Source organism: Enterococcus pallens ATCC BAA-351 (assembly GCF_000407485.1).
Classification (GTDB): Bacteria; Bacillota; Bacilli; order Lactobacillales; family Enterococcaceae; genus Enterococcus_A; species Enterococcus_A pallens.
In genome coordinates this window covers 232,409-258,057 of record NZ_ASWD01000006.1, presented here as the reverse complement: position 1 = coordinate 258,057, position 25,649 = coordinate 232,409, and the positions used below count along the sequence as shown (strand labels likewise).

33 protein-coding genes are annotated in these 25,649 nt (G+C 41.3%); 27 read left to right on the top strand and 6 right to left on the bottom strand.

The genetic code is table 11. The features are described 5' to 3' along the window. Positions 1 to 87 precede the first annotated feature (87 nt). The 5 genes from I588_RS23005 (at position 88) to I588_RS22985 (ending at position 4,103) form a co-directional block, all read left to right on the top strand. Entirely contained in the window at positions 88 to 900 is an 813-nt protein-coding gene (locus I588_RS23005) for a MerR family transcriptional regulator (RefSeq protein ID WP_010756624.1), read from the top strand. A 57-nt stretch (positions 901 to 957) separates the two neighbouring features. Further along, positions 958 to 1,398, top strand: a complete 441-nt coding sequence (locus I588_RS23000; RefSeq protein WP_010756625.1) for a hypothetical protein — start codon at positions 958 to 960, stop codon at positions 1,396 to 1,398. A 121-nt stretch (positions 1,399 to 1,519) separates the two neighbouring features. After that, the gene (locus tag I588_RS22995; RefSeq protein WP_010756626.1) at positions 1,520 to 1,984 is read left to right on the top strand and encodes a VOC family protein; all 465 of its coding nucleotides are present in this window, start codon (positions 1,520 to 1,522) and stop codon (positions 1,982 to 1,984) included. A 192-nt stretch (positions 1,985 to 2,176) separates the two neighbouring features. Then, on the top strand, positions 2,177 to 2,650 hold the full coding sequence (locus I588_RS22990; protein WP_010756627.1) for a GNAT family N-acetyltransferase: 474 nt from the start codon (positions 2,177 to 2,179) through the stop codon (positions 2,648 to 2,650). 94 nt (positions 2,651 to 2,744) lie between these two features. Continuing rightward, entirely contained in the window at positions 2,745 to 4,103 is a 1,359-nt protein-coding gene (locus I588_RS22985) for a TPM domain-containing protein (RefSeq protein WP_010756628.1), read from the top strand. Positions 4,104 to 4,132: 29 nt separating this feature from the next. Here the strand turns inward: I588_RS22985 and I588_RS22980 are convergent, their stop codons facing one another. Continuing rightward, on the bottom strand, positions 4,133 to 5,005 hold the full coding sequence (locus I588_RS22980; RefSeq protein WP_016250092.1) for a DUF805 domain-containing protein: 873 nt from the start codon (positions 5,003 to 5,005) through the stop codon (positions 4,133 to 4,135). A gap of 250 nt (positions 5,006 to 5,255) precedes the next feature. Here I588_RS22980 and I588_RS22975 point away from each other — a divergent pair, with 250 nt between their 5' ends. From I588_RS22975 to I588_RS22945, 7 genes are all read left to right on the top strand, one after another. Then, entirely contained in the window at positions 5,256 to 5,753 is a 498-nt protein-coding gene (locus I588_RS22975) for a helix-turn-helix domain-containing protein (RefSeq protein WP_010756630.1), read from the top strand. Continuing rightward, positions 5,750 to 6,493, top strand: coding sequence for an ABC transporter ATP-binding protein (locus I588_RS22970; protein ID WP_010756631.1), 744 nt, complete (start codon positions 5,750 to 5,752; stop codon positions 6,491 to 6,493). The genes I588_RS22975 and I588_RS22970 overlap by 4 nt, the downstream gene beginning before the upstream one ends. Next, positions 6,486 to 7,127, top strand: coding sequence for an ABC-2 transporter permease (locus tag I588_RS22965; protein ID WP_010756632.1), 642 nt, complete (start codon positions 6,486 to 6,488; stop codon positions 7,125 to 7,127). The genes I588_RS22970 and I588_RS22965 overlap by 8 nt, the downstream gene beginning before the upstream one ends. Positions 7,128 to 7,297: 170 nt before the next feature. Beyond that, positions 7,298 to 7,795 (top strand): GyrI-like domain-containing protein, encoded by a 498-nt coding sequence (locus I588_RS22960; RefSeq protein WP_010756633.1) that lies wholly within the window; start codon positions 7,298 to 7,300, stop codon positions 7,793 to 7,795. 63 nt (positions 7,796 to 7,858) lie between these two features. Next, the gene (locus I588_RS22955; protein ID WP_010756634.1) at positions 7,859 to 8,749 is read left to right on the top strand and encodes an AraC family transcriptional regulator; all 891 of its coding nucleotides are present in this window, start codon (positions 7,859 to 7,861) and stop codon (positions 8,747 to 8,749) included. Positions 8,750 to 8,762: 13 nt separating this feature from the next. Next, a complete protein-coding gene (locus I588_RS22950; protein ID WP_010756635.1) occupies positions 8,763 to 9,224 on the top strand; it encodes a hypothetical protein in 462 nt (153 codons plus the stop codon). A gap of 121 nt (positions 9,225 to 9,345) precedes the next feature. Continuing rightward, complete coding sequence (locus I588_RS22945; RefSeq protein WP_010756636.1) at positions 9,346 to 10,143, top strand: MerR family transcriptional regulator; 798 nt, start codon at positions 9,346 to 9,348, stop codon at positions 10,141 to 10,143. 63 nt (positions 10,144 to 10,206) lie between these two features. Here the strand turns inward: I588_RS22945 and I588_RS22940 are convergent, their stop codons facing one another. Then, positions 10,207 to 10,800 (bottom strand): GNAT family N-acetyltransferase, encoded by a 594-nt coding sequence (locus tag I588_RS22940; RefSeq protein WP_248628235.1) that lies wholly within the window; start codon positions 10,798 to 10,800, stop codon positions 10,207 to 10,209. A gap of 136 nt (positions 10,801 to 10,936) precedes the next feature. Here I588_RS22940 and I588_RS22935 point away from each other — a divergent pair, with 136 nt between their 5' ends. Then, on the top strand, positions 10,937 to 11,920 hold the full coding sequence (locus I588_RS22935) for a helix-turn-helix domain-containing protein (RefSeq protein ID WP_010756638.1): 984 nt from the start codon (positions 10,937 to 10,939) through the stop codon (positions 11,918 to 11,920). Positions 11,921 to 11,966: 46 nt separating this feature from the next. Here I588_RS22935 and I588_RS22930 read toward each other — a convergent pair whose 3' ends face one another. Genes I588_RS22930 through I588_RS22920 form a run of 3 tightly spaced genes read right to left on the bottom strand, consistent with a single transcriptional unit; the run spans position 11,967 to position 13,373 of the window. Next, on the bottom strand, positions 11,967 to 12,341 hold the full coding sequence (locus I588_RS22930) for an FMN-binding protein (protein WP_010756639.1): 375 nt from the start codon (positions 12,339 to 12,341) through the stop codon (positions 11,967 to 11,969). Then, positions 12,334 to 12,870 carry a flavodoxin domain-containing protein gene (locus tag I588_RS22925; RefSeq protein WP_010756640.1) on the bottom strand — a complete coding sequence of 179 codons (537 nt, stop codon included), beginning with the start codon at positions 12,868 to 12,870 and terminating at the stop codon, positions 12,334 to 12,336. The genes I588_RS22930 and I588_RS22925 overlap by 8 nt, the downstream gene beginning before the upstream one ends. A gap of 17 nt (positions 12,871 to 12,887) precedes the next feature. After that, complete coding sequence (locus I588_RS22920) at positions 12,888 to 13,373, bottom strand: MarR family winged helix-turn-helix transcriptional regulator (protein WP_010756641.1); 486 nt, start codon at positions 13,371 to 13,373, stop codon at positions 12,888 to 12,890. Between the two features lie 197 nt (positions 13,374 to 13,570). On the opposite strand from I588_RS22920, the gene I588_RS22915 reads away from it, so the two are divergent. The 4 genes from I588_RS22915 to I588_RS22900 all read left to right on the top strand — a co-directional run bounded on the left by I588_RS22915 (position 13,571) and on the right by I588_RS22900 (position 19,087). Then, positions 13,571 to 14,767 (top strand): DNA repair exonuclease, encoded by a 1,197-nt coding sequence (locus tag I588_RS22915; protein WP_010756642.1) that lies wholly within the window; start codon positions 13,571 to 13,573, stop codon positions 14,765 to 14,767. Between the two features lie 15 nt (positions 14,768 to 14,782). Further along, positions 14,783 to 17,419 (top strand): ATP-binding protein, encoded by a 2,637-nt coding sequence (locus tag I588_RS22910; RefSeq protein ID WP_010756643.1) that lies wholly within the window; start codon positions 14,783 to 14,785, stop codon positions 17,417 to 17,419. Then, positions 17,416 to 18,360: a 3'-5' exoribonuclease YhaM family protein gene (locus tag I588_RS22905; protein ID WP_010756644.1), complete on the top strand. Its 945-nt coding sequence runs from the start codon at positions 17,416 to 17,418 to the stop codon at positions 18,358 to 18,360. The genes I588_RS22910 and I588_RS22905 overlap by 4 nt, the downstream gene beginning before the upstream one ends. A 73-nt stretch (positions 18,361 to 18,433) precedes the next feature. After that, the gene (locus tag I588_RS22900) at positions 18,434 to 19,087 is read left to right on the top strand and encodes a hypothetical protein (RefSeq protein ID WP_010756645.1); all 654 of its coding nucleotides are present in this window, start codon (positions 18,434 to 18,436) and stop codon (positions 19,085 to 19,087) included. A 21-nt stretch (positions 19,088 to 19,108) separates the two neighbouring features. Here the strand turns inward: I588_RS22900 and I588_RS22895 are convergent, their stop codons facing one another. Beyond that, positions 19,109 to 19,432 (bottom strand): hypothetical protein, encoded by a 324-nt coding sequence (locus tag I588_RS22895; protein ID WP_010756646.1) that lies wholly within the window; start codon positions 19,430 to 19,432, stop codon positions 19,109 to 19,111. Positions 19,433 to 19,570: 138 nt separating this feature from the next. Between I588_RS22895 and I588_RS22890 the strand changes: the two genes are divergently transcribed. From I588_RS22890 to I588_RS22855, 10 genes are all read left to right on the top strand, one after another. After that, the gene (locus tag I588_RS22890; protein ID WP_010756647.1) at positions 19,571 to 20,215 is read left to right on the top strand and encodes a TetR/AcrR family transcriptional regulator; all 645 of its coding nucleotides are present in this window, start codon (positions 19,571 to 19,573) and stop codon (positions 20,213 to 20,215) included. A 75-nt stretch (positions 20,216 to 20,290) separates the two neighbouring features. Next, entirely contained in the window at positions 20,291 to 20,551 is a 261-nt protein-coding gene (locus tag I588_RS22885; protein WP_010756648.1) for a hypothetical protein, read from the top strand. A 1-nt stretch (position 20,552) separates the two neighbouring features. Next, positions 20,553 to 20,684, top strand: coding sequence for a hypothetical protein (locus I588_RS28115; protein ID WP_010756649.1), 132 nt, complete (start codon positions 20,553 to 20,555; stop codon positions 20,682 to 20,684). 12 nt (positions 20,685 to 20,696) lie between these two features. Further along, a complete protein-coding gene (locus I588_RS27425; protein ID WP_010756650.1) occupies positions 20,697 to 20,837 on the top strand; it encodes a hypothetical protein in 141 nt (46 codons plus the stop codon). 12 nt (positions 20,838 to 20,849) lie between these two features. Then, entirely contained in the window at positions 20,850 to 21,041 is a 192-nt protein-coding gene (locus tag I588_RS22880; protein WP_010756651.1) for a hypothetical protein, read from the top strand. Positions 21,042 to 21,318: 277 nt separating this feature from the next. Further along, a complete protein-coding gene (locus tag I588_RS22875; protein ID WP_034693058.1) occupies positions 21,319 to 22,251 on the top strand; it encodes a hypothetical protein in 933 nt (310 codons plus the stop codon). 189 nt (positions 22,252 to 22,440) lie between these two features. After that, a complete protein-coding gene (locus I588_RS22870; RefSeq protein WP_010756653.1) occupies positions 22,441 to 23,103 on the top strand; it encodes an ABC transporter ATP-binding protein in 663 nt (220 codons plus the stop codon). Between the two features lie 14 nt (positions 23,104 to 23,117). Continuing rightward, complete coding sequence (locus I588_RS22865) at positions 23,118 to 23,876, top strand: ABC transporter permease (RefSeq protein WP_010756654.1); 759 nt, start codon at positions 23,118 to 23,120, stop codon at positions 23,874 to 23,876. 53 nt (positions 23,877 to 23,929) lie between these two features. Continuing rightward, the gene (locus I588_RS22860) at positions 23,930 to 25,042 is read left to right on the top strand and encodes a sensor histidine kinase (protein WP_010756655.1); all 1,113 of its coding nucleotides are present in this window, start codon (positions 23,930 to 23,932) and stop codon (positions 25,040 to 25,042) included. Next, complete coding sequence (locus I588_RS22855; RefSeq protein ID WP_010756656.1) at positions 25,035 to 25,634, top strand: response regulator transcription factor; 600 nt, start codon at positions 25,035 to 25,037, stop codon at positions 25,632 to 25,634. Before I588_RS22860 ends, I588_RS22855 begins: the two co-directional genes overlap by 8 nt. The last annotated feature ends 15 nt before the right edge of the window (positions 25,635 to 25,649 follow it).

Below are 25,649 nucleotides of genomic sequence, written 5' to 3'. Positions count from 1 at the left end.
GTGTTGACTCCCACGTTACGTGTGACTCTATACTGTAAGTAAGCTAGCGAGGACGAAATAAAACATAATCATAAGGAGTTAACAAACATGTTTAAAATTGGAGAATTCTCAAAACTATCTAATACCACTGTTCGAACATTGGATCACTATGCCGTACTAGGCTTGTTAATACCAGAAAAAATTGATACGCAATCTAACTATCGGTATTATTCAGCAGGTCAGCTTGGGTTGTTGAATCAAATCAAAATGCTGCAGCAAACCGGTCTGCCATTGAAAACCATCAAAGAAATCATTGAAACCAATGATCTAGAATTTTTAGAACGACATTACACTTTGCAAGAGCAGAAGCTGCAGGAGGATCTTGATGAGGTGATGAAAAAGCAGCGGATGATCTCCTTGCTCCAACAAACGATGAAAGAAGGAATTGAAATGACTAAATATAACGTAGTAGTAAAAGAAGTAGCAGAAAGAAATGTGTTAAGCGTGCGAGAAAGAATTGCCGATTATACTTTGGAGGGCGAACTTTGGATGAAACTCCAACAAGGTATGCAGGAAACCAAGGCTAAAATGACTCAGCCAGCGATGAATATGACCGTTTTTCATGACAAGGAATTTGTCGAAAAAAATCCAGATGTAGAAGTCCAAACAACTGTAATTGGCGAATATCCAGAAGCACAATCTGTTCAATTTAAAAAAGCGCCAAGCTTCATTATGGCTTCTGTCACCTTCAGCGGCCCCTTCGAGCAAATGCCGCAGGTCACTCAGGCATTAGGGGAGTGGATTGAAGCAAATGATTACAAGGTAGTAGGACCAATGATTAATATCGGCCATGTTTCACCAGCTGAAGACCCTAATCCGGAAAACTGGGTAACCGAAGCAGGATTTGTTGTCAGTAAATAAGCAACAGAGACGTTCTCTAAATCTAGGGGACGCTTTTTGATGGTAGGAGGAATACTCATGACTTGTCCAGAATGTTACAGTGAGCAGTCCCGCATCACTCCGTTATTGAACCCAAAGGATTGCTTAGAAAATCATCAGCAATACATTTGTGGTACCTGCGGTCGCTGCATTTGTATTCAAGCAGACGAAAAACGCGGGTTACGTCGTTGGAACTTCCCATTTAAGACAGCAGAAATTGCCCAGTTGTATTTACGTGCCGCAGATGTGACGACTCAGAATAATTGCGGCATTTATGAAATTATCAGCAACAATGGCCGCAAAGCTTATAAAATTTTTCCTCAACAAGTGGATTTTGAAACCTATTTGAAGCAACATAATAAATCAGCGACTCAAATGACGCCCGTTTATCAGAAGGCTCATTTTGAAGAATTTCCGGAAAGCGACATTCGTTATCTGACAGCAGATGAACTAGCTGCCTACCTCCAAGAGCGAGAATAGCTAGTTTTTGAATATCGCATAAATACACCATGGTCCATTAATTAAACTAGCAGAATTGGGCAAAAATTAAGAGTCTTTTTTTCCAGGAACCTGCTAGAATAAAATAAAAAGGAGGTAAGTTATGAAGTTTAAAGGACCGATGCTGGTTGTAAAAGATATGGAGAAATCTAAAGAGTTTTATACTAAAGTAATTGGTGTACGTGTGATCGCTGATTTGGACGAAAATGTAACCCTGACTGGAGGGTTATCGCTTCAAACGGAAAGCTCCTGGGCAGAGTTCACCAATTGTACCCCTGATTTTTTTCAGTATCAAGGCAATGATGCTGAAATGTATTTTGAGGAAGAGGATTTTGAGGGCTTTCTCGAAAAGCTGGCTAAGTTGAAGGTTGAACAGATTGGTGAAGAAATGGAAATGCCATGGGGACAAAAAGTTATTCGTCTGTATGATCCAGATAAGCACATTGTGGAAGTCGGCGAAGACTTGTCAGTGATGATGAAACGTCTTGCAGCAACTGGTATGACCATTGACGAGCTAGCTGAAAAAACTTTTTTGAAGCCCAAAATGATTGAGCGAATGTTGAAGTAATCTTATGCATTCTAACCAGCGGATAGAAAACTATTCGCTGTTTTTTTGTTGTTTTGAAAAAAATATAACGGATTTTTTACAGGTGAACTAGCTTGTTAGAGAAGCTGATGATATGCTTGAAAAAAAGGGGGATGACCTATGTGTGGAGGAGCAGCTGATTAGGCAGAATAATAATCAGGAGGATCAACAAAGATGAAAGTAACTATTCGAACAATGCAGCCAGCAGAATATCCACTGCTGGAAGAGTTTTTGTATCAAGCGATTTTTCAACGAGATCTAAACAATTTGATTCCACGATCGGAAATCTGCAAACCAGAGATACAGGTATACATCAAAGATTTTGGTCAACAGGCGGAAGACTATTGCTTATGTGCCGAAGCAGCAGGAAAAATTGTTGGTGCAGTTTGGGTGAGAAATATAGAAGGCTTTGGTTCAATTGATGATCAGACACCAGAATTTTCAATTTCTCTTTTACCAGAATATCGAGGCCAGGGAATCGGAACTGCCTTGATGAGAGAAATGCTGGCATACCTCAAACAAACCGGATATACGAAAACGTCTTTAGCCGTTCAAAAGAATAATTATGCGTTTAAAATGTACCAAGATGTTGGCTTTACAATTGTTGATGAGAATGAACAGGAATATATCATGGTTTGTTTTCTGTAGAGGTTTTCTGGCTAAAAAATCCGTCCAAAGTCTCTTTTTTGCAAAAAAAAGTTTGCGTATAATAGATGAAAAGATGAAAAAGTAGGGAATAAAAATGAAAAAAGATACTGAAGATGCAAAGCAGCAACGGAACTTTGACAGGCTGAACAAGCGAGCGCAGGAGACTTTTCAAAGGTTAAACAGAAAAAGTAGAATTCAGCAGCTTTGTTTATCACTGATGCTGATCATTTGTTTAGGTCTGTTAGTACTAAGGCTTTTACCTGGCAACAATCAAAGCTATGCTGAAAACAATCAAAAATATGCTGCTCAGATTGAACAGCTGGAGTCGGAAAAAGCAGCGATTCTTTCAGGAGATAAGGAAGTAGCAACGGGGAATTTTGAGGAAACCTTGGATGAAAATTTGGCTAATTTAAAAGATTATCCAGAGCAGAATGATCTTTATACAGTGAACATAAAAGGTACGAATGCATCCATTCGCTTAAATCGGAATAATCTTTTTATCTCGGACAATGCCAATATGCTGAATAAAGAGACTAAAAAGAAAATATATGATTTAAACAAACAATTAGCAGCCAGTACCAATGGGGCACAGCTGCAGGTGGTTACCGTACCAGAACTGCCTTCAGGGGAGAGTATTGAATCTTACGCAGAAAAGATTTTTAATCAACTGGGAATTGGTAATAAGGATGAGAACAACGGTGTTTTGTATTTGATTGCCTTGGAAGATCGGGAGTTTCGTCTAGAAGTTGGTTATGGTCTAGAAGGACTAATTACAGATTCGACTGCGGATGACATTATTAATGACGATGATGTAGTGGAAGATTTTGGAGACGAGAAGTACGATGCGGCGGTCAGCCAAGTAGTAGACGAAGTATTTGAGATTATGAATTCCAAGACGGCTTTAGTAGATTCGCAAATTGCTGCTATCACGAGGACGAAACGCAATGGTCAATTGCTTTTTTGGCTGCAGATAGTCATTTTATCAATAGGAATCCTCTTATTTGCAGGATTTTTGATCAGCAGTCTTCGAGGCAGGAGCTTAATGAAGCAGCACTATCAGGCATTTCAAACCGACTTGGAAACTTTCCAGCGAGGCAGAAGTGCGCAGGAGAAAACTGCTCGCATCACTAAAATAAAAAGAACGCCATTTTATTATTTGATGATGGCTGGGATTGGAACTATCTGGTCAGCTGGACAAGTTAGAAATGCAATAAAGCGTGGGAAAATCTTAGCGAAATATCCCAAGGCTAAAAAGCAGTCTATGGGTCGTATTCTGGTAGGAGATACATTGTATGGCTATAATGGCGATGTAATCACTACTGCTTACCTAGCTTCCCATTACAATCCGTCCAATCATTCAGATAGCGGGTCAGGCGGCAGCGGTGGTGGCGGCTCTTGGGGTTCCTTTGGCGGAGGATCTTCTGGTGGCGGCGGTGCTTCTGGCGGCTGGTAAATATGAATAAGTAAAAAATGAGCCCCGCTTTATAGCGGTGGCTCATTTTTAGTCTCGTTGCTAGTCTCGTTGCTAGTCTCGTTGCTAGTCTCGTTGCTAGTCTCGTTGCTAGTCTCGTTGCTAGTCTCGTTGCTAGTCTCGTTGCTAGTCTCGTTGCTAGTCTCGTTGCTAGTCTCGTTGCTAGTCTCATTGCTAGAAGAATCTGCAGGTTCGCTTTTTAGCTCTTCAATGATCTCTTCCACTGAGGTTTCTGAAGTTTCTTGTGGAGGAATCGCTGTTGAAGGTTGTACAATCGGCAGTTCTTTTTCTCTAAAGAAGAAACGTAAAAAGCTGTTGTTGCTGCGGATCGTTATCTCATTTGTCGGCATCAAGGTAAAGACAAACAGTTCAATAGAGATAATCAGATTGAAAAATAAACACAGCATAGATGCTACATAGTAGCCAGGTGACCAAGTACTAGCAATTTGGAAAGTAAATTGGAGCATGCTCAAAAGAAAGAGTGCAATATAGTGTACCAGCAGGCCGCGTCCTCGAAGCCCTGCATCTCGCATTCTACGAGTCATTAACGACAAGCTTGGCAGTAAAATGGCCAACCAAAAAATAAAATAGAAAACCAACATTGGCAAAATACGAAAGAATGCACTGAATACTTCCCAAGCAATTTCATCATCAGACATGTAATAATCATAATATCCATACATCATACCGGTATTCATAATTGCCGAAAACAAAGTTGTAAACAAAATTAGTCCAAATATAAAACGAATCGACATTAAAATAAGCTGAACCCACCAATATCCCGCTCGGGTTGTCCGTCCTTTAAACTCCACATAGCCGACAAAAAAATCCTTAATGGCTTGTTTAAAGCTTACTTCTCCTGGAACCTGATTAATAACCTTCATTCATTTTAACTCCTTTATTGTAACGCAAAATAGTTGATAGCTCATTATTAAGAAATAATGGTTATCGTTCCTCCTATTGTACACATAACTCAAACTAAATAGCTACGAAATTTTAAAAAAATAAAAAGAGAATATGGCTAATTCACTGTACAGAAACGGTCAGGTAACGAAAACGAACATTTTTGGTTAACGATGGTTGGTGTTTATTTCCTCAGTAGTTGCTTATGATAATAACAAGAGGTGGGGAAAGATGAGTCGGATAAAGAGCAATATTTCAGCTAATTTGAATTACTTAAGGATACAAAATCGCATGTCTCAAGAAGAAATCGCTGAAAGACTAGGTGTCACTCGCCAGGCCGTCGCCAAATGGGAAAAGGGAGTCTCCTTGCCTGATGTGGTCAATTGTACACTGTTGGCAGAATTATTTAATGTTTCACTCAATGATTTTGTTAATTACGATTCAAAACAAACTGGAGTGCCCATTCCGCCAAAGGGCAAGCATTTTTTTGGTACAGTGAAAATCAATGACCGGGGTCAAATTGTTCTGCCGAAGAAGGCTCAGGAAACCTTAGCATATCAAACGGGAGACACATTGGTTGTGTTAGGGGAAAGCAATCCGCTAACTGCTGGCATTGCTTTATTAAGCAGCGAAGTTTTTTTTCGCCTGGCGGAACAATCAACTGTTCGTTTGTTTGATGAAAAACAGCTTTTGACTGAGTCAAAAAAGAAAGTTGAGGAAGAAAAATGAATTTATTGAACATTGAAGGATTAACGAAGCATTATCCCAGCTTTACATTAGAGAATATTTCTTTGGCCCTGCCTAAAGGACAAATCATGGGGCTGATTGGGAAAAATGGGGCTGGCAAAAGCACGACATTAAAGGCACTATTGAATCTGGTGCATCCGGATTCTGGTAGGATTGAAATGTTTGGAGAGAATTTCTTAGCTAACGAAGAAGACTGCAAACAGCAAATGGGGATTGTATTAGGAGGGATCGATTTTTACGAACAAAAGAAGGTGTCTTTAATTACCAAGGTGACAAAACGGTTTTATCCGGCGTGGGATGAAGCAGCGTATGAAAAGTACCTTTCAGCATTTTCCTTGGATCCCCAGAAAAAGGTGAAGGACTTATCGGCTGGAATGAAGGTGAAATACATGGTTGCTCTGGCTTTGTCCCATGATGCTAAATTGTTGATTCTAGATGAACCTACTAGTGGCCTGGATCCGGTCTCTAGAGATGATTTGCTGGAGTTGTTTCAGCAGTTGGTTCAAGGCGGCGAACGCAGCATTCTTTTCTCCACTCATATTACCTCTGATTTAGAGAAATGTGCGGATTCGATTACGTATATCAAAGAAGGGAAAATGGTTGCCAGCGCACCTAAAGAGACCTTCTTACACTCCTTTGATTATTTGAAGAAGCCAGAGGAACAAGCACTCTCGCTTGAAGAAATTATGATTCGTACAGAAAGGAAGAGCTACGATGTTTAATTTATTGTATAAGGAAATCCGTTTAGCGGCCCACCCAAATTTATTCGTTTTTACCTGCATGGGGATACTGGTTTTAATCCCAGCCTATCCATACGGAATCATTTTCTTGTTTAGCGGGCTAGGTATATATATCAGTTTTATGTATGGTCGTGAGACGAATGACATTTACTATACCGCTTTATTGCCAGTTCGCAAGCGGGACACGGTAAAAGCCAAATGTTTACTGGTCGTTTTAGCACAGCTGGTTCAGATGCTGATATCTTTGCCTTTTGCTTTTTTACGATTGATTATTTTATCAAATGGAAATCCAGTTGGAATTGAAGCGAATATAGCCTTTTATGGTATGGGATTTCTCATTTATGCTGTATTCAATCTGATTTTTTTGACCGTCTTTTTCAATACAGCTTATAAAGCAGGAAAAGCATTTATATTAGCGATGCTCCCAACAACCATCATCATGACAGTAATGGAGATCTTTGTTCATTTTCCTGCCTTTAGTTGGTTGGATAGTGTGAAGTTGCCAGAAATGCTTCGACAAGTACCGATTCTCATTATTGGCTTTTTAGTCTATGTTTTAGCGACATTTCTGGCTTATCAGGTATCGGTAAAGCGATTTGAACAAGTAGATTTGTAAGGTAGATTTTTTGTTACCTAGCAAATTTTGCTCCTAAAATAAGAGGTTTCAGTTCTGAAGCGGTGCTATTCTTTAAACAAGAAGAAGGGTATCGCTTTTTTTGCTTAGAAAAGGGTACATGGATTCAGGTTAGCTTTTGTTATAGTGGAAAAAACAAGGAGGAACGAACAATGGACTATCGAATTGTAGAATTAGATGGATTTAAGGTAGTGGGCTACAAAAAGGAGTCAACCAATGAAAAGCAGCAGGGAATGCAAGATTGTCCAGCATTTTGGGGTGAGATTCTATCTACGAGGAAACAGGAAGCATTGCTGCCGTTGATCAATCGGCAGCCATTCGGTTTGATTGGTGCCAGCTTTTACAACGTTGATCCTGATGATGGGAAACGCTTCGACTACTATATTAGTGCAGCTACTACCCTGGAAACACCAGCTGGATTGGAAGAAAGAGAAGTGCCAGCCAATACTTGGGCAGTTTTTCCAACGACTAAGGAAGCCTCTGGACAGACACAATTTGAAATTGTCTCAGCCTGGGGACCGCAATCAAAGGACTATGAATTATTGAACACTGGCTATCTGACAGGAGAAATGGCTTCAGGAGGACCAGACATGGAGGTTTATGGAAGAGGCGACGACATTGAAATCTGGGTGCCTGTAAAGAAAAAATAGCTGAAGAAAACTCTGTTTTAGTGTGCTATGCTTAATAGGAGACTAAAACAGGAGTTAAACAAGATGACTACAGATATTCAACGATTTACAGCGACCCTCGCTTATATAGAGGAGCATTTATTTGAAGAGATTTCATTGAAGAAGCTGGCGAAACAGGCATTGCTGTCAGAATATACCTTTCACCGCTTCTTTACTTATCTAACAGGCTATTCTTTTTCTAATTATGTTCGCAATCGTCGCTTATCTGAAGCGGTTGAAGGCTTGCGGCAAGGAAAATCGGTTGATACGATTGCCGAGCAGTGCGGCTATGCCAATCGTTCGGCTTTTCATCGGGCTTTTGTGAAATTCCATGGCTTAACACCTGCTCAAGCCAAAGAAGAAGCTGCAGCTGTCAATTTTTTCCCGCCGATGAGATTAACGGTTCAAATTGATGGCGGGAAAACGTTAAATTATCGGATTGAGCAGCTGCCAGCCTTTCAAATTGTTGGTAAAATGGCCAGCTATTTGCTGGATGAGCAGTTGTTTCAGCATACAGGTCAGCAATGGGAGCAGTTTTTCACAGATCAAAGCCTGCGTGTCTTTGCGGGAACTGAGGCTATCAATAAACGTTTCTTTGGGGTAAATCGTGCCCCTTATTTTGCAGTAGCAAATCCAGAAATACCCAACAGTGGGCAGCTAAACTACTTTACGGGCTTTGTCTTGGCAGAGGGACAAACGAGTAAATACCCAACCTTTTCAATACCCGCACAAAGTTATGCGGTTTTTACTAGCGAACGATATGATTATCGACTAACTGCGAATGTGTCCAATACCTATAATCACCTGCAGCAGCAGATATTTAATACTTGGCTGCCGCAAACCCACTATCAAAAAATGGAGGGGCCAGAGCTGGAAACGTACGTCACGTTAGGTGAACAGGCGTGTTTAGAAATTTGGCTGCCTATCCAAAAATAAAGGAGTGTCCAGTATGACTGTCAGTAAATGGTATCAAAAAAGAGCAGGCCAAGCCGAGCATCTGGTCTATTTGAATAAAGAAGGCAAGGAACTTGAAAAACTGTTGAACAAAGAAAAAACAATGATTATTCGTGGAGCTGCCGGCAAAAAACTGCCTCTAGGCGGACGAGTAAAGGTTGGCGATCTGGCCTACTTTGTTGAAACAGGCGGGAGCTTGTTGGTTACTCATCGCGGAGTAATTACTCAGGTTAGCGAAAGCGAGAAAATGACTAAAGAAGAATCTGTTGCTTTTGTCCAACGCTATGAAAAGGAATTAAACCTATCGAAGAAGCAATACGATCGCTGGGCAGGTAAGAAATATCTCGCTGTTTTTGAGATTGATCACATCGAAGAGCTTAAGCCCTTTACTTATCAGCGCGGTAAAAATATGGATGATTGGGTCATTACGGATTCAATTGAAGAAATCAAAGCTTAGCAATCGTCGGAAATCTTCCAATTTGACCAGGGAGATCTTCGACTTTTTTTGTATAATGGAGATAATGCCTCTTGACCTTCCTCTATACAGGAAGGTTTATAGTTGGAGTAGGAGGGAAGACATGTATACAATTGGTGAATTTTCCAAAATTTCTAAGCTGACAGCTAAAGCGCTGCGCTATTATGATCAAGAAGGACTGCTGAAGCCTTCTGCTCGCGGCTCTAACGGGTACCGCTATTATTCGCTTGCTGATTTGGAAAAGGCTGAACTGATTCTTTTGTTAAAGCAATTCGATTTCACGATTGCCGAAATGAAGGAAGTGTTGGCCTATGATTTGGAAGAAGAGGATTTGGCTGGTTATTTATCTGAAAAGCGCCAAATGCTGAAGCAAAAGGTAGCCCGGCAAAAGGAATTGATTCGCCAACTGGATGACCTCCTGACAACAGCTAAATTAAGGGAGCGAAGACAAATGAACTATGAAATGACGGTGGAACAACTACCAGCTGAACAAGTTGCTTTATGGTATTTCGAGGGAACCTTTCGCGAGATCGGCAGCTACACGGGCAAGCTGTTTCAGGAGGTCAAAGGTCGAGCAAACGGAGCCCCATTTTGCTTATATTTTGATGAGGAAGTCAATGAAGTTGGGAAAATGGCGCTAGGTGTTCCGATTAAGAAGACTTTTGCTTCTGACAAAGTAACGATTACTACTTTCCCAGCCAGTAAAGTGCTGTGCACGATGCATATTGGTGAGTATGATCGTCTGCATGAAGCCTATAAAGCGTTGATCGACTATGCGAAGGAACATCAGTTGACGCTGGACACGCCCTGGCGAGAGCTTTATCTAAAGGGACCAGGCAAGCTGTTTAAGGGAAATCCTGAAAGCTATCAGACCAAGATTCTTGTGCCGATAAAAGAGTAGAAACTGATTTAAGCTAATGAAACGTAAAGCCAAGCTGAGTAGTAACTTCAGCTTGGCTTTACTTTATTTATGTCGTCTAATAAAACAATATTCGTCAAACGGAACATTAGGACTGTGATGAGTTTCCACCAGTTCAAAGCCGAAATGCTGATAAATAGGAACATTACTTTCAGTCATGGTCTCTAAAACGATATCTTGCTCCTTGGCTTGACATTCGGTAAAAATGGGTGTCAGCATTTTCCGCAAGGCACCCGTTCCTTTGGCTTCTTTCGCAACAGCAATTTGACAGAGGTAGTAAGCATTCTGGGTATGTTTTTTATACCAACGAGTATGAATTTCAGTGATTAATTTATTCTTTTCCAGAAGCAGCTTCTGTTCCTGCTTGGGCATTTTTCTAAATGGGCTCGGGGTAGTTAAGCTATAAAAAAGTTGATAGGGCAGTGAAAATTTTTTTAAAGGAATGCCGGCTATTGCTCCAAGTAAAGGATCTTGATAAAGATAAATATCGCCATATTTTAAAAATATCGCTGTTTGAGCAGCCACTAAAGCAGTCAATGTTTCTTTGGGGTCAGCTAAATCTTGTGACAAAAAATTAAAGTGTTCAAGTCCCCAGAAACGCTCCACCATAAAATCAGTGATGATTGGTAAATCCTTCATTTGGGCTCTTCTCATAAGTCATCTCCTCGTTTCTCAGCTTGTTCTTTAATCTTATATGACCTAAACTGGAGGGGAGAGATAATTCTACTATAGTAGAAATAGTAGAATTATCAAGAGTATAGAAAGAGGTGATTAAATGGAGGGAAAGCTTTTTCGCCAGCTGCGTAAAGAGCGGGGGTTAAGTATGCAGCAGCTTGCCAATGAATGGAACAGTGTCGCTTTTATCAGTAAATTTGAAAAAGGCAACACGAATATCAGCTTTAAGCGTTTTGAACAGCTGCTCAATGGCATTAATGTGACGATGGAAGAATTTTTGTATTTGCGTTCTCAAGCGGAAGGACAGCCAGTGTACAATTATCTGTCTGATCATCCCTTTTATTTATCTGGAAAGTTTGTTGCCTATCTGGATCAGATTTTTCACTGCAATCATCTAGCGAATAAATCTGGGGATTTTGCCAAAGGTCAAGAAGAGATGAGACAGCTGGAGCAGGCGATTACCCAGGATACCAGCTGGGGCAAATTTTTAGGAATTCTCTGTCAACTGCTGGTATTGAACTATCAAGTGAATGAAGAGGGAAAAGCGGGAAAAACAGTTGATTTGGATCGTTTGTTTAAGCAATCCCACACGCTTTCAGCGCCAATTGTCAGTTATTTGTACAAGGTAGACAATTGGGGTGTTTTTGAAGTGATGCTGTTTCGTTTTTTTCAATTCAGCTTTCCAGTAGAAACGACTAGGCATTTGCTGCGAACGGCAGTTGCCCGGACGAGAAAGCAAGAGGGATTGCAGGCGATGCAAGGTATGCGTTTTGAACTGCTTTTCGGAACCTGTACCACCTTTATTAATTTCCAAAAGTTTACTTGGGCACAGGAAGTACTGAAGGCGGCTGAAGAATTGTTGTATGATCAGGGGGATTTGCTGAATAGCAGCAAGCTGCTGTTTTATCAAGGCTGGTTGAAAATTACTTCTGGCTCTGTTGAGATGGGCAAGCAAAAATGTGACCAGGCACTTTCTATTTTTCGAATTTTGCAGCAGCCAGAGCTGCAGCAGGAATACAGTGACCTTCTTTCGACGATTTTGAGAAATCGGGAGAAACTCAATCATTGTCTGGTATTTGCTTAATAAAAGGCTGTCATTAAGCAAGCTCTTAACAACAGCTATTTCAGGTCTAGTCGGTCAACGCATTTTCGCAGGCTTTGAGAATGGCTTGGCTGCTCATGGTTGCTCCGCTGATGGCATCTATCTGTAAAGATTGCTTATCGATGATTTCAGCGGCAATCGCTTCGGCTTTTTTGCCTAAGCCAGTTTGATGTTCCGTAATTTGCACGCCGGAAATTTTTCCATCTGCAATGGTTACGTTAACTTTAGCAATGACTGGTTTTAGGGTTGCTTCACCAAGATAGGTGCCGTCAGGTAATTCACGCGGATTAACTTTAGCAATTGATACATTCTTCAACATATTTTTTGCATATATGTTTGTTCCTAAGAAAATTAGGCATGCAACAGCCAGAACAGTAACTAGTCCGGTAATTAATTTAGCCATCCGCTTCAAGCTCCTTTTTTACATAGTCAATCAGTGGGGCAATCGTTTCTCGGGACGTGAAGTCAACCTGTTGATTATAAGTAGCCAAAAATTCACGGTCTTCTTCATTAGGAGCGGTGCTCATTTTTTTCTCGACCTCTTTCTTCTTGAACGCCATCATCAGTCGATGCGTTTTTGATAGTCGTCCATAATCTATTCCACCTCGCAAATGGAAAATTTTAGTATGTTGTAATTGCTCGCTGCTTAAGTTGTGAGACAATATAGAACTATAATCTGTGACTTTGGGATCAGCTAAACCTACTGTGAACAAAATCAATTTTTCTCCCGAATGCTCCTTCAACAGCTTAAATCCTTTAATCCCACTGGCATATAAGCCGCCACCAAAAATCAGCCATTCATAGTCTTGCAGCTGCTCCTGCTTCGTTTTAGCAGCTTCCAACAAAGGAGCCTGCAAGCTTTCGGCAATCCATTGGGCATATTTCTGCGTAGTTCCGTATTGCGAACCATAAATTACTGCGACTTTTTCCATGTAACTTCCACCTCTCTTTATTCAAATGCTAGTTGTTCTAATTCTTCGACTCCCTCATACAGCTTCATAAAAATAGTAAAAAATTGTTTCAGCTCTTCATCCGAATATCCTTCAAACAATCGACCTAAAGCTGTCCGGTGAAGGTCTGCTACCTTAGCAAAATAGGCTAAGCCTTCAGGAGTAATCGATAAAAGTGTCTTCCGTTTGTCGTGGGTGCTTTGCTGAATCTTTACTAGCTGCTTCTTTTCTAAGGCTAGTGCAAGTTTTTTGGCAGTTTGGCGGGAGCTGCCTAATAGCTCCCCGATTTGAGTCAAGGTCAAGCCTTCTTCCGGGGCATTTTTCACCATGGTCAGCAGCATAAACTGCTTTAAGGTAACTGCTGGATCAAGTTTGTCAAAGGAAGTCTGCAGACGATTGCCTAAGATAAACAGACTGGAAAAAATGGCTCGTTGCTGTGAATCGCGATTTTTACTAAAGGTTTCGATTAAATGCTGAATATTCATAATAGTCTCCTTTTTAAGTAACTAGTTACCTTTTTAGTATAGCATGATTGAAAGCGGAGAAACATCCGTCGCAGGTCCTAATTAGAAAAAGGGGCGCTGTTTTTTAATAAAATTAAAAAGAAACACCAGTCCCATTGATTATACGAACAAACTTTCGCTTTGTTGTGGTAAAATAGGTAGGATTGGAGGCGACAGCAATGAAATTTTTACACGCGGCGGATTTGCACTTGGATCGTTCTTTTGAGGGACTAATCGATGTAGCAGACAGCTTTCAACCTTATTTATTGCAAGCAAATCAGCAGATGCTGACAAATTTAGTCGATACAGCAATTCAGGAGACGGTTGATTTTGTTTTACTGGCCGGTGATACCTTTCATCAGAATCGGCCAACCTTGAAAACGCAGCGCTATTTCTTTTCGGAGATGGAACGGCTGCATCAAGCGGGTATTCCGGTTTTTATGAATTTTGGCAATCATGATTATTATCAAGCGGAACGTTACTGGTTTACCTTTCCCGACAACGTTGTTTTATTTACTAAAGAAACCGTTGAAACTAAACGCTTTACTACCCGAACAGGAGAGGCTGTAGCTATCAGCAGCTTCAGCTTTCAGCATCCAACGATTGAACAGGAGCTGCTTCCGCAGTTTCCAGTGAAAAGCAGCGAGGCCTTTCATATCGGGATGTATCATGGCGGACAAATGCCCTATGCACCTTTTACGGTGGCTAAGCTGATTGAAAAGGGCTATGACTATTGGGCTTTAGGACATATTCATGTACCTCAGATCTTATCGGAGCAGCCGTGGATTGTTTATCCAGGAACACCCCAGGGCCATACGCAGAAGGAAACTCAGTTGTCCGGGGTTCAACTAGTGGAGAAAAGGGATGGACTGGTAAAGGTACGCTCAATTCCTATTGCAGAGGTTCAATGGAAGAAGCAGCAGGTCTCTTTGGCTCGTGTCCGCAATAATCCTCAGCTTTTTCAGGCGGTGAGGGAGCAGGTTCAGTTTTCACAGCCTACCTTATTGCAAATTGAGCTAACTGATGGTGAAGCGCTGGGATCAGAATTGAGGTATCAGGTGACTTCTGGTGAGCTGCGAATGGTTTTGCAGGAAGAATTGCCTGAACAGATTTTTTTGTGGCAGTTAACGCTGACCGACACCTTAGAGGAGCAGCCGTATTTAGCAGTGGATGAAGCATTAGTGAAGCAGCTTCTGACCACGTATGAAGAGCCGCAGGTATTTCAAGAGCTGCTGCAGGAATTGGATCAAAATCCGATCATTCATCCATTGTTAACCCAGCAGTTTAAACAAGAGGTTATTGAAGAATTAGGTCAAACACTGAAGGAGTCGTATCGTTTTAGAAAGTCTGTCCCTTCAGATGAGACGAATAATTAAGGAGGAGGGATGCGCATGTGGATAAAAAAGGCGGAGATTACCGGCTTTGGCAAGTGGCGGCAGCAGACATTTTTGTTTGAGCCGAAGAATCAGCTTGTTTATGGGTTAAATGAAGCGGGCAAATCAACCCTCTATCAATTTATTCAGGCCATGCTGTTTGGCTTTCCCAACAAGCGGAAAAAAGGACAGGATTATACCCCAGAGGACGGCAGCGGTTATGGGGGACGGTTAACGATCGCCACCGCTAAATATGGTCAGGTCACGATCGAACGCTATAAAAATAAGAACAAAGGAAAAGCGATTGTTCAGCTGGAGGATGGTCAGCAGGGAAGCGAAGAGCTGCTGGAAACCATGCTGTACCCTTTAAATCAGGACCTTTTTCAGCAGGTGTTTACCTTTCAACAGGAGCAGCTGCAGCAGCTGGAATATTTACAGGAGGATGCACTGCATGATGCTTTAGTGTCCTTAGGATTATCAGGCAGCAACCAGCTATTTGAGCGAAAGGGCAGCTTGCAAAAACGCTACGAAGCCATCTATAAACCTCGCGGGCGTAAGCAAACCTTAAATCAGGCCTTGCAAAGCTGGCAGGCGTTACAACAGAAAATCCGGCAAAAGGAAGCGCAGGAGGCTGATTTTCAATCCTTAGTGCGTCAGGCGGATGAGTTGCAAATGCAGGTAAGTCAGCAGGAAAGCATGCATCAAAAAGCCCAACAGGAACAATTGCAGCTAGAGCAGCAGCGTTTAAATTGGAATAACTACGCAGAATATGTGGCTTTACAGGAGCTGGATTTGACCCCGCGAGGCAGTGAAGAAGCGCAACAGCAGCTGCAGGATTTTTATCAAGAGTATCAGCAGCTAAACAAAGAGCTGGAGAAGCTGCAGCAGGCATTGCAGCGACACAGCGGCATGGATCAGCACTCGGCGAAGTATTATTTTTATTTAGAGCATGAAGAAAAAATTCAACAGCTGCTGGAGCAAAAGGTAGCGGTTCTTCGCCTATTGGATGAAGAGCAGCGTTTAGCCGTTCAATTGGCCCAGCAGCAGTCAGCAGGTTTTGATTGGACGATGGAAGAGCCGCCAGTGCCTTTTCCGGACAATCAAGGGATCAGCAAATTATTTAGTCCCATCCAGCAAAGTCAAAAGCAAGTCGAAGAGCAGTCGATTCGTTTGCAAATTGTTAAAGAGCAGCGGGATCAGGCAGAAGCTGTTTTGAATCAATATGAGAAACAACATCCGGAACTATTTAACCAGCCAAAACGCAAACCTTGGGGCTGGCTACTAGCAGGAGCGGCGCTTATTGCAGCCTTTCTATTGCCGGCGCCTTGGCGTTATGGCTTAGTGGTTCTCGCAGTAGCAGGTATCCTGTGGGGATTGCGCAAACCTAATTTGACCGTCAGCAAAGAAACCTGGCAGGAAAAGCTGGGACAGCTGGATATTTACGAAGGCCAGCTGGCAGAGCTGGAGGGCAAGCTGTCGCAACAGCAGCAACAGCAGCAAAGGCTTTATCAGCAAGTACAGCAAGAGCTGCACCGCCGTCGACTACCGCTGCGGGAGTCGGAGCTGGAAATCCAGCAGGTAAATCAAGCTGCCCAACAGTTTTTAGCCCAGCAGGAGCAGCAGACGGACTGGCGAAAAGCGCAGCAAGCCATTCATCAAGAACTGCTGAAGCAGGAACAGGAATTTACTTTCTTACAGGAATGGCTGCCGCTGCAGGAAAAGAACATCAGCGAAAAATTTGCCGCCTTAGAGCAGTATGCAAAAGAGATGGAGCAGATTCGTTTTGCCCAGACCTATCAGGAGAATACGATGCTGCAGCAGCGGATGAACGAGACGAAAAAGCAGCAGCAGGTGTTAATTAGTCAACATCAACCCCTATTGCAGCAGCTAGGCTTGCATTACCCTGCCGAAGTTCCAGCCTTTTTGCAGCAGCAGCAGGAGTTGAAACAGCAACAGCAGCGTTTGCAGGATTTAACCAAAACGGTGGCACCTTTATTTCCAAAATCAATTTCGTTAGAAACAATTGAGGATAATTTGCGTATCTTAAGAGGACAGCAGCAAACGAACCAAGAACGCTTGCGCCAATTGCAGGAACAAGAACAGCGTCTACGTTTGCAGATTGATCAGCTGCAGGCCGATGGAACGTTGGATGCCTGGTACCAGCAGGCCAGTCAACAAAAGGCGGTCGTTACCCAGCTGTTAAAGGAATACACTGCAGCTAAGCTGGAAAGTCAGTTGCTGCAGGATATTGCCACAGAATTATCAGAGCAGCAGTTGCCAGAATTAATGAAGCAGGCGAGTCGTTACTTCCAAGTTTTAACGGACTATCAGCAGGCTCGGTTAGACTTTCTAGATGGCACCGTGACGGTGAATCAACGGCCGGTATACAGCCTGTCTACTGGAACCAAGGATCAGGTCATTATGGCGATCCGCTTTGCCTATTTGGCAATCCAGAAGAGCAATCCGTGGTGTCCCATCATTATTGACGATGGCTGGCTGCATTATGATCATCAGCGAAAACGGCAATTGGCTAAGCTATTTGCGGAATTTAGTAAAGATTATCAAATCATCTGTTTGTCATCTGACCAAGAAATGGTAAGCTATTATCAAGAGCTTCACCAACCTGTTTGGGAATTGAAGGGAGTTTCACGATGAAGAAAATTAAAGAATTGACGGTTGACGAGCAATTTGAAATGTATGTACTGATTAAAAATGCCGATGTACGCTTGGCGAAAAACGGCAAGAAATTTATCGCCTTTACCTTCCAGGATACTTCTGGCACCGTAGACGGCAAGTTTTGGGATGCTTCAGAAGAAGAAATCAAGAAATTTAAAGCAGGTCAGGTAGTTTCCCTAAATGGCAAACGGGAAGTTTACCAAGGCAATCCTCAGGTGAAAATTCTGCATCTGCGCTTAACCAAGCCTGAAGAACCTAGTGATCCAAGTCTGTACATGGAGCGGGCGCCGATTCGTCGGGAGGAAATGGAAGAAGAAATCAATCAAACCTTGTTTGAGATTACCAATGCCCATTGGAACCGGATTGTTCGTTTCCTATTAAACAAATATCAAAAAGAGTTCTTTGAATACCCAGCTGCTAAGCGGAATCATCATGCCTTTGCGGGAGGATTGGCGTATCACACGCTGACTATGCTGCGCATCGGAAAAGCGCTAGTTAAAGAATACCCGCAATTGAATGCCTCTTTATTGTATGCGGGGATTATTCTGCACGATTTAGGCAAGGTACTAGAATTATCAGGACCTTCCTCAACTGAATACACCGTTGTAGGCAATTTAGTCGGACACCTAGTTTTGGTGGATGAAGAGATCAATAAAGCTTGTGCGGCCTTGAAGATCAGTGATGCGGATGAGGATGTAGTCGTACTGCGCCACATGGTTTTATCTCACCACGGCTTGCTGGAATACGGTTCTCCTGTGCGCCCACGTATTATGGAAGCCGAAATTTTACATCAAATTGACAATATTGATGCGTCGATGCAAATGCTGTCCAGTGCAGTGAAAAACACGGAGCCGGGCACCTATACTGAACGTATTTTTGGTATGGATAACCGCAGCTTCTATGTACCAAAGGATATTTAATCGAAAATAGGCGAGAATTCTCTTAGGAGATGCATCGCCTTTCTTTTTACCAAAAAATAAGGAGGAATACGGAATGGATAATTTTGTCGCAGAAGATTTTGATTACTATAAACGGACAATCGAAATTATGTATCAAAAATACTACAACAAACGAATCATCATGGTTGTGGCAGCGCTAGTGATTATTGGTGCTTATACGGCTTTCTTTCAAGAGTTTATGCTGCTGAATGGCTTAATGATTTTAGTCTTGATTGGCGTATTAGTTTTTCTGATGGGACAGCGAGGGAAATTTTCGGAGATTTACGAGGAATTTCTGCAGGCCAATCAGCCAGCTGCCAAGATTGACCAAATTGAGGAAGATGAATACAGCTATAATATTCTGGATGACCAAGGTGAGAAGGTCAGCATTAATAAAAATGGGGTACGTAATTTGCCTTCCAAGAATAAACAATACACCATGATGGTTGGATTTGAAAAGACCTTCTTCGCCAAACAGCCGTTACAAATTATTTACTACGATATGCTGGATATTACATATGAAGAAAAGTTTCGCCTTAAACGCAATGGCTACAATAGCATGCCCCGGTTTTTACGCCGCTTCAGCTTAGGTAATATTAAAGCGAGTATCGGGAATCTTTTCAGTTTCATTTTTGGAAATATTTTTATTCTCTTTATCGTGTTTCGCCTTTTGCGCTACATCATTTCGATGCTTCGTTCATTTATGTAAAAAGCAGCATTCGCTGCTTTTTTAGTTTAACAGAAAAATATCCGAATCAAAGTATTGCTCGATAAAAGCAATCTGATCTGCGATTTCCTGCTTTGAAAGAACGGTTCCTCTTTTTGCTACCACCCATTTATCCTCTACATCATCTTTGCGAACTACCACAGCAATTACCTCACCAACAAAGGAAGAAAGTTTTTCTGTTTCTAATAAAACATAGGCATCTTGGGCTTCGCCGTCACCAGCAATAATTCCTTCCACGAATCCATAATTAATCGGATACGTATTGTTATAAGAATCAACATATCCTAAAGGTCGATCGATAGTAACAGTGACTGTAAATCGTTCCATAACATCCACTCCTTTGGGGCATTTTCCTTATTTTAGCAGAAATTCAAAACTTTTTTTAGAAACAAGTTGACAAACTGGTAGACAGACAGTATAGTATAACTATAAACAGACCGGTGGTCGGTCTAGAAGGAAGAGCCTATGAGAATTGTAAAGGAACATGAGACGCGGCGAACGGAAATTATCGATACTGCTGAACAGCTTTTTCTAACCAAAGGCTACGAAAAAGCGACGATCAATGATATCTTGAAGCAAATTGGAATTGCTAAGGGAACTTTTTATCATTACTTCAAATCGAAGGAAGAGGTTATGGATGCGGTGATTATGCGAGTCGTAGAGAATGATCGTCTAATCGCCCAAGAGGTTTTGAAGACAGAAGGCAGCAGCTTAGACAAGCTGTTACTCTTTCTGCAAAAGCAGTCAGCTGCAGGCAATGAACAAAAAAGCGATTTGCTGGAACAATTTCAGCACACCGAAAATGCGTTAATGAAGCAGCGAGCACTAGAAGGAACCTTGCACTATGTTTGTCCGGTTCTAGCAGAGATTTTGGAGGAAGGCAATCAACGTGGCGAGTTATCAGTCGTTTATCCGCTAGAAAGTATTCAATTTTTAATTGCGGGTATCCAATCTTTATCTGACGAACGAGTCATCGGTGAAGACTCAGAAGCCATCCAACGTAAGCTGTTTTCCTTCGTGGAGTTCATTTTTCGTATCTTAGGGATTGATGAAGCCAAAAGCGACAAGGAAACAGTCACGCAGCAATTTCTACAAATTTTTGCCAGTTAAACTCAATCATACCGGTTGAGTTTAAAAAATAAAACAAAATAGACTGACGGTCGGTCTATAGAGGAGGAACTAAAAATGAATCATCAACAAACAATCGAAGAATTAGCTTATCGCAGCGGTGAACAAGTAGAAACATGTGAAGCAGTTATGAAAGCCTACGAATTATACGCGGAGAATCATTTGAAAAAAGCTCGTCGCAACAATTTAGAGGAGGCTGCTCAAGCGGTTGCTGAAGAAACCGGATTAGCAGCCCGAATCTGTGAAAATATTTTAACCCAGTTTTTTGACCTATTAGCTGAAAGAATCCCTTTCATGAAGCGGCAAGGGGGAAAATAAAATGATGCCATTCATTATAGTAATCGCAGCATTAGGAATACTGTCTCAAATAGTTGAATCCATGATAAATAAGCAAGCAGTAAAAGAATTTGTAATTAAGCACTTAGGCGAAATCCCAGCAGACGAAAAATAGGAGGAGAACAAAATGAAAAAAATTATCATTGCAATCGTAGCAGTAGTAAGTATTGGATTGGTATCACAAATAGTCGAGTATTCAATCAATGAAGAGGCAGTAAAAGAAGCAGTAACGACCCACTTAGGCGAAATCCCAGCAGACGAAAAATAGGAGGAGAACAAAATGAAAAAAATCATCATTGCAATCGTAGCAGTAGTAAGTATTGGACTAGTGTCTCAGGTAGTGGAACGAACAATCGATGAAGAAGCAGTAAAGACGACGGTTCAAACTTACCTGAAAGAAACACCCGATAAAGAAGATGAAGAAACCATCAGCTTTGAAGAAACCAGTTTTAGTGAGTGGGTGGGATTTTAAAATAAAAGTAATGGCCCAAGTCAGGTTTACTTGGGCTATTTATCTGTTTGTTTTCACACAAGGATAACAAAAATATTTTATTCGTTATATAACAAAGAGTATTTTCGGGAAAACAAAAGAAAATATAGTTTAGATTTTGATTATTTGTTATAATAATTAGAGCGGTGGTTGAGTTTATTTAAGGTTTAGGTTTTACTTTGTAGTCCACTAACTAATGGGTAAATGAAGTCAATCACTAGGTTAATTGAGGATATTATAATAGATAGGAGTTAAAATGATGAAAAAACGTATTCTTGTTAAAAAATGTTTATCAGTTGGGGTTGTTTTGATAGCGGTTGTAGGGCTGGCGGCTTGTTCGTCAGATGATTCAGCTACTTCTACTTCCAGTAGCACAATAGAAAGTACCAGCGAATCGGAAGCTCCACCGAAGCGATTGACCAAGCAAGAGGTAATTGATGAACTAGGCTTGGAAAAAACAGAAGATAGAAATTCCGATATTTTTGCTAGTAATATAGAAAAATTAGAGCAAGCTGGTTATATTATCATCAATAGTAACGATGTTTATGGTGGGATTTATGAGAGTGAAAAAGCAGTTTTAGAGGCAAAAAATCTGAAGGTTAAGGGCATTAAGTCACCTGCTAAAGATACTATTACTGCAGGCAGAATTTTTGAAACGAATTACCCACAAGAAATAGGCTTGAGCACAGAATACATCGGGCCATCATACAAGATTCTTTCTAAAGGTGATCAAGTAATTTTGAATTATTATGATGCGGAAGAAATGGATGAATCTGAGAGTTCCCAAACGGATGATTCTGAAACAGAAGATTCTTCAGAGAAAACGGCGACTAAAAAAGCAGGCTCCTCTTCAAGTCAGAAATTAATAAAGGAATTAGACTTGGAAGAAACAGAAGACCATGATTCTTCGATTTATGTTGAGAATAGGGAAAAACTTGAGGATGCTGGCTATATTGTAATTAATAACAGTGAAGTTTTCAACAAGGACTTTGATACGGTAAAAGCAACCTTAGAAGCTCAAGGCTTAAAAGTTAAGGGAACTGAAGGAAAAGCAGCAGAAGGAGATAAGGCAGCTGGAAGTATCTATGAAACCAACTATCCGCAACAAATCAAGTTTAGTACGAACTACCTAGGGACTGCCTTGAGAGTTTTAACCGAAGGTGATCAAGTAATCGTTACTTACTATAAATAGTTTCTTATCTACCAATCGTGAGTGGTTGGGATTTTAAACACAAGCAATGAGGGCCTGAGACAATCTGTCTTAGGTCCTTTTTTTTACTAAATGACAAATGTCATAAATAGTCATGACGAATACGTCTTAATTACTAGCCCATACTTCGATAAACTAGGTCTATAAACAAGCAGAGAGGGAGTTACTTAAATGACTAAACTAGTGGATGTAAAAAATATGAGTATCACATTTAAACGAAAACAAGCGCTGGAAATGGTAAATTGTCATTTAGCGCAAGGAGAGGTAGTTGGCTTGGTTGGTCCAAACGGTGCCGGAAAGACGACGTTAATGAAGGCCATGGTCGGGTTTATTCCAATCAGCAAGGGAGAGATTCGGAAAGCTAAAGGAGCTACTATTGAGGCGTTGATTGAACAGCCGGGACTTTATCCTTTTTTATCAGGCTGGGATCATTTGAAGCTGTTTGCTAAGGATCGATACAAGAAAGTAGAGATTGATCGTTTAATTTCGTTATTAGACATGAATGAGTTTATTGGTAAGAAGACGAAGGATTATTCGTTAGGGATGAAGCAGCGGCTGGGGATTGCACTCGCTTTATTGAATCGGCCGCAGGTAGTTATTTTGGATGAGCCGATGAATGGCTTAGATCCTTATTCAGTCAAGCTGCTAAAGAAAGCTATTTTGACTTATAAAGAAGCCGGAACAACCTTCCTAATTTCCAGCCATATCCTGAGTGAGTTGGAGCAATTGGTGGATCGTGTCTTGCTGCTAAAAGCCGGAAAATTAGTGGAAAATGTGGAACATCCTGAGTTGTTAGAAAATTTTGAGGATGATCTATTAACCAAATTAGCCTAAGGAGAATGATGAAAATGAAACATGCAGTGAAACAGGAAGTATTTAAACTAATGAAGCAACATGTGATTTTGAAACAAACGCTAAAAGTGAGCGGACTCATCCTGCTCGTTGCATTGGTAACCAAATTTGGAAATTTTGAGATGCTATCGCCAAATAAATTAGTAAGAACCTGCTTTAACAGCGGCTGGCTGATTGTTTTCTTCATGGTCTACTTGGCTAGTCAAACCTTCTCAATGGAATTTCGCTTTGGAACGATTAAAAATCTGTTGCAAAAAAATCAGCAGCGCCGGACAATTTTCTTTAGTAAACTCATTACTTTAGTGGGCTATTCCATTTATTTGAATGTCGTAGCAGTAGTTGTAACGATCAGTCTCAGTATGATTTTGTTTCCAGAAGTTTCACTGGAGCAAACAGAAATAATCCGTACATTGTTTGCTAATTTGCTGGGGAATTTTGTTGGAATGTGGCTGTTTGCTAGTTTGGCATTGATGATTTCCTTAATCGTAACCAATGAATCGCTGGCAAGTATGTTGGGAATTGCGACTTACTTCTTGTCTTCAATGCTGGCAGGTATGCAATTTATACTGTTGGATAAGTTCAGCTGGCTGCGTTGGAATCCGTTAAACATGTTGAATCTGAGCAATCAGTTAATCAACAGCGGTATGGAAAAGCTGACTCAGCTAGCAACAAATCAATTGTTGATTGGCAATATCGTGTACATTTTAGGTTTTCTCCTAATTGCTGATGTCGTATTTAGTCGGAAAAAGATCTAATTCATATGGTATCATCGTAGGTAACATACGCAGGAGCATAGAAAGGACTATTCATGAGAAAATTTCACTTATTTCCCAAGGGAGAGGCACTTAGCTCGATTATCTGGATGCTTTTTCTGTTGATTCCTATTTTATCCTTGGTTCCTTTTGATACGTTTGAGAAAATTTTCTTAGGAATACTGATGCTGCTGTTCTGCTGGTTTTATCGGAATGCTCTTTTTCAAAAGAGATATTTTACCTACTGGCTGATAGTTCAATATGTCATTGCTGCCTTTTATGGGTTAAAGCTGGGATATATTTATCTATTCATGTTTCCCGCTTGGCAGATGGGCTTTGGCTTTTCCAAAATGAAAAATTCTACCTTTTGGCTGTTATTCTTCGGACAGGTAGGAATGATTGTACTAAGCTTTATTTTTGGACCAATGGAAAATCCAACTTTTGGTGGGAATCAACTGCTAGTGTCAATTCCTTTTGGCTTGTTTACTATGATTGCGCCTTTGCCTGGTAGAGAGGTACACAAATTGATTGAGCAGCGGAAACAATTGTATCAAGCTAATCAACGATTGGAGGCTGAGATTAAGGGAGAGGAACGCAATCGGATTGCGAGAGAATTGCATGATTCTTTAGGGCAATCCTTATCAGTAATGACACTCAAGCTTGACTTAGCCCAAAAGATTTTAACGAAAAATCCGCAAATGGTATCAACTGAGCTGCAGGAAATCGAACAGCTTTCCCGCTCTACCTTAAAAACGGTTCGGGAAATTGTTTCGGATATGCGCAAGCGTTCGGTTCGGGAAGAGTTGATTGAAATAAATCAGGCCTTAACTGCAGGAAAAATCATTTTAAAGACTGAAAACGAGGAACTGGCGAACGATTTGTCAGACACTCAGCAAAATGAAATCAGCAATGTCCTGCGAGAAGCCGTAACCAACATTATTCGTCATAGCAAAGCGACCTTTTGTACGATTGCTTTTTCACTTGAGTCAGGCTGGTTAAGACTTTCGATTAGGGACAATGGGATTGGAGCAAAGGAACTGATTGCTGGAAACGGGATTACTGGGATGACCGAACGAATTGAGAAGATAAAGGGTACGATCGTGATACAGGATGATCGAGGAACGTTGATTCGAATTGCGGTTCCTTTGGAGGAGATATTGAATGATTAGATTACTGATTGCTGAGGATCAAGGTCTGCTGTCATCGGCTTTAGCGATGATTTTGAATTTGGAGGATGATCTAGAGGTTGTTGGCACAGCCAAGGATGGGGCAGAAGCGGCAGCCATGCTGAAGCAGCTAACGCCGGATATTTTATTAACCGACATTGAAATGCCTCATAAATCGGGATTGGAGCTGGCAGAAGAATTGAAGGAGAGCCCAATCAAGGTAATTATATTAACTACTTTCGCACGGGACGGCTATTTCGAAAAGGCAGTGAATGCTAAAGTATCCGCTTATTTGCTGAAGGACACGCCTAGCGAGGAGTTAATCGAGCATATTCGCTCAGCGATGCAAGGAAAAGTGTACTATGAGCCTTCCTTGATTACCGGCTACATGAACAATCAACGAAATCCGTTGACGCCCAAAGAGCAGGAGATTTTAACCTTGATCGCTAAAGGCGCCACCTCGAAGGATATTTCAGCTCAGCTATACTTAACAGATGGAACGATTCGCAATTATATCTCGGAAATTATCAGCAAGTTAGGCGCTAAAAATCGCATCGATGCCGCAGCAAAGGCAAAGGAAAACGGCTGGCTATAAACGAAAAGTCTGGAA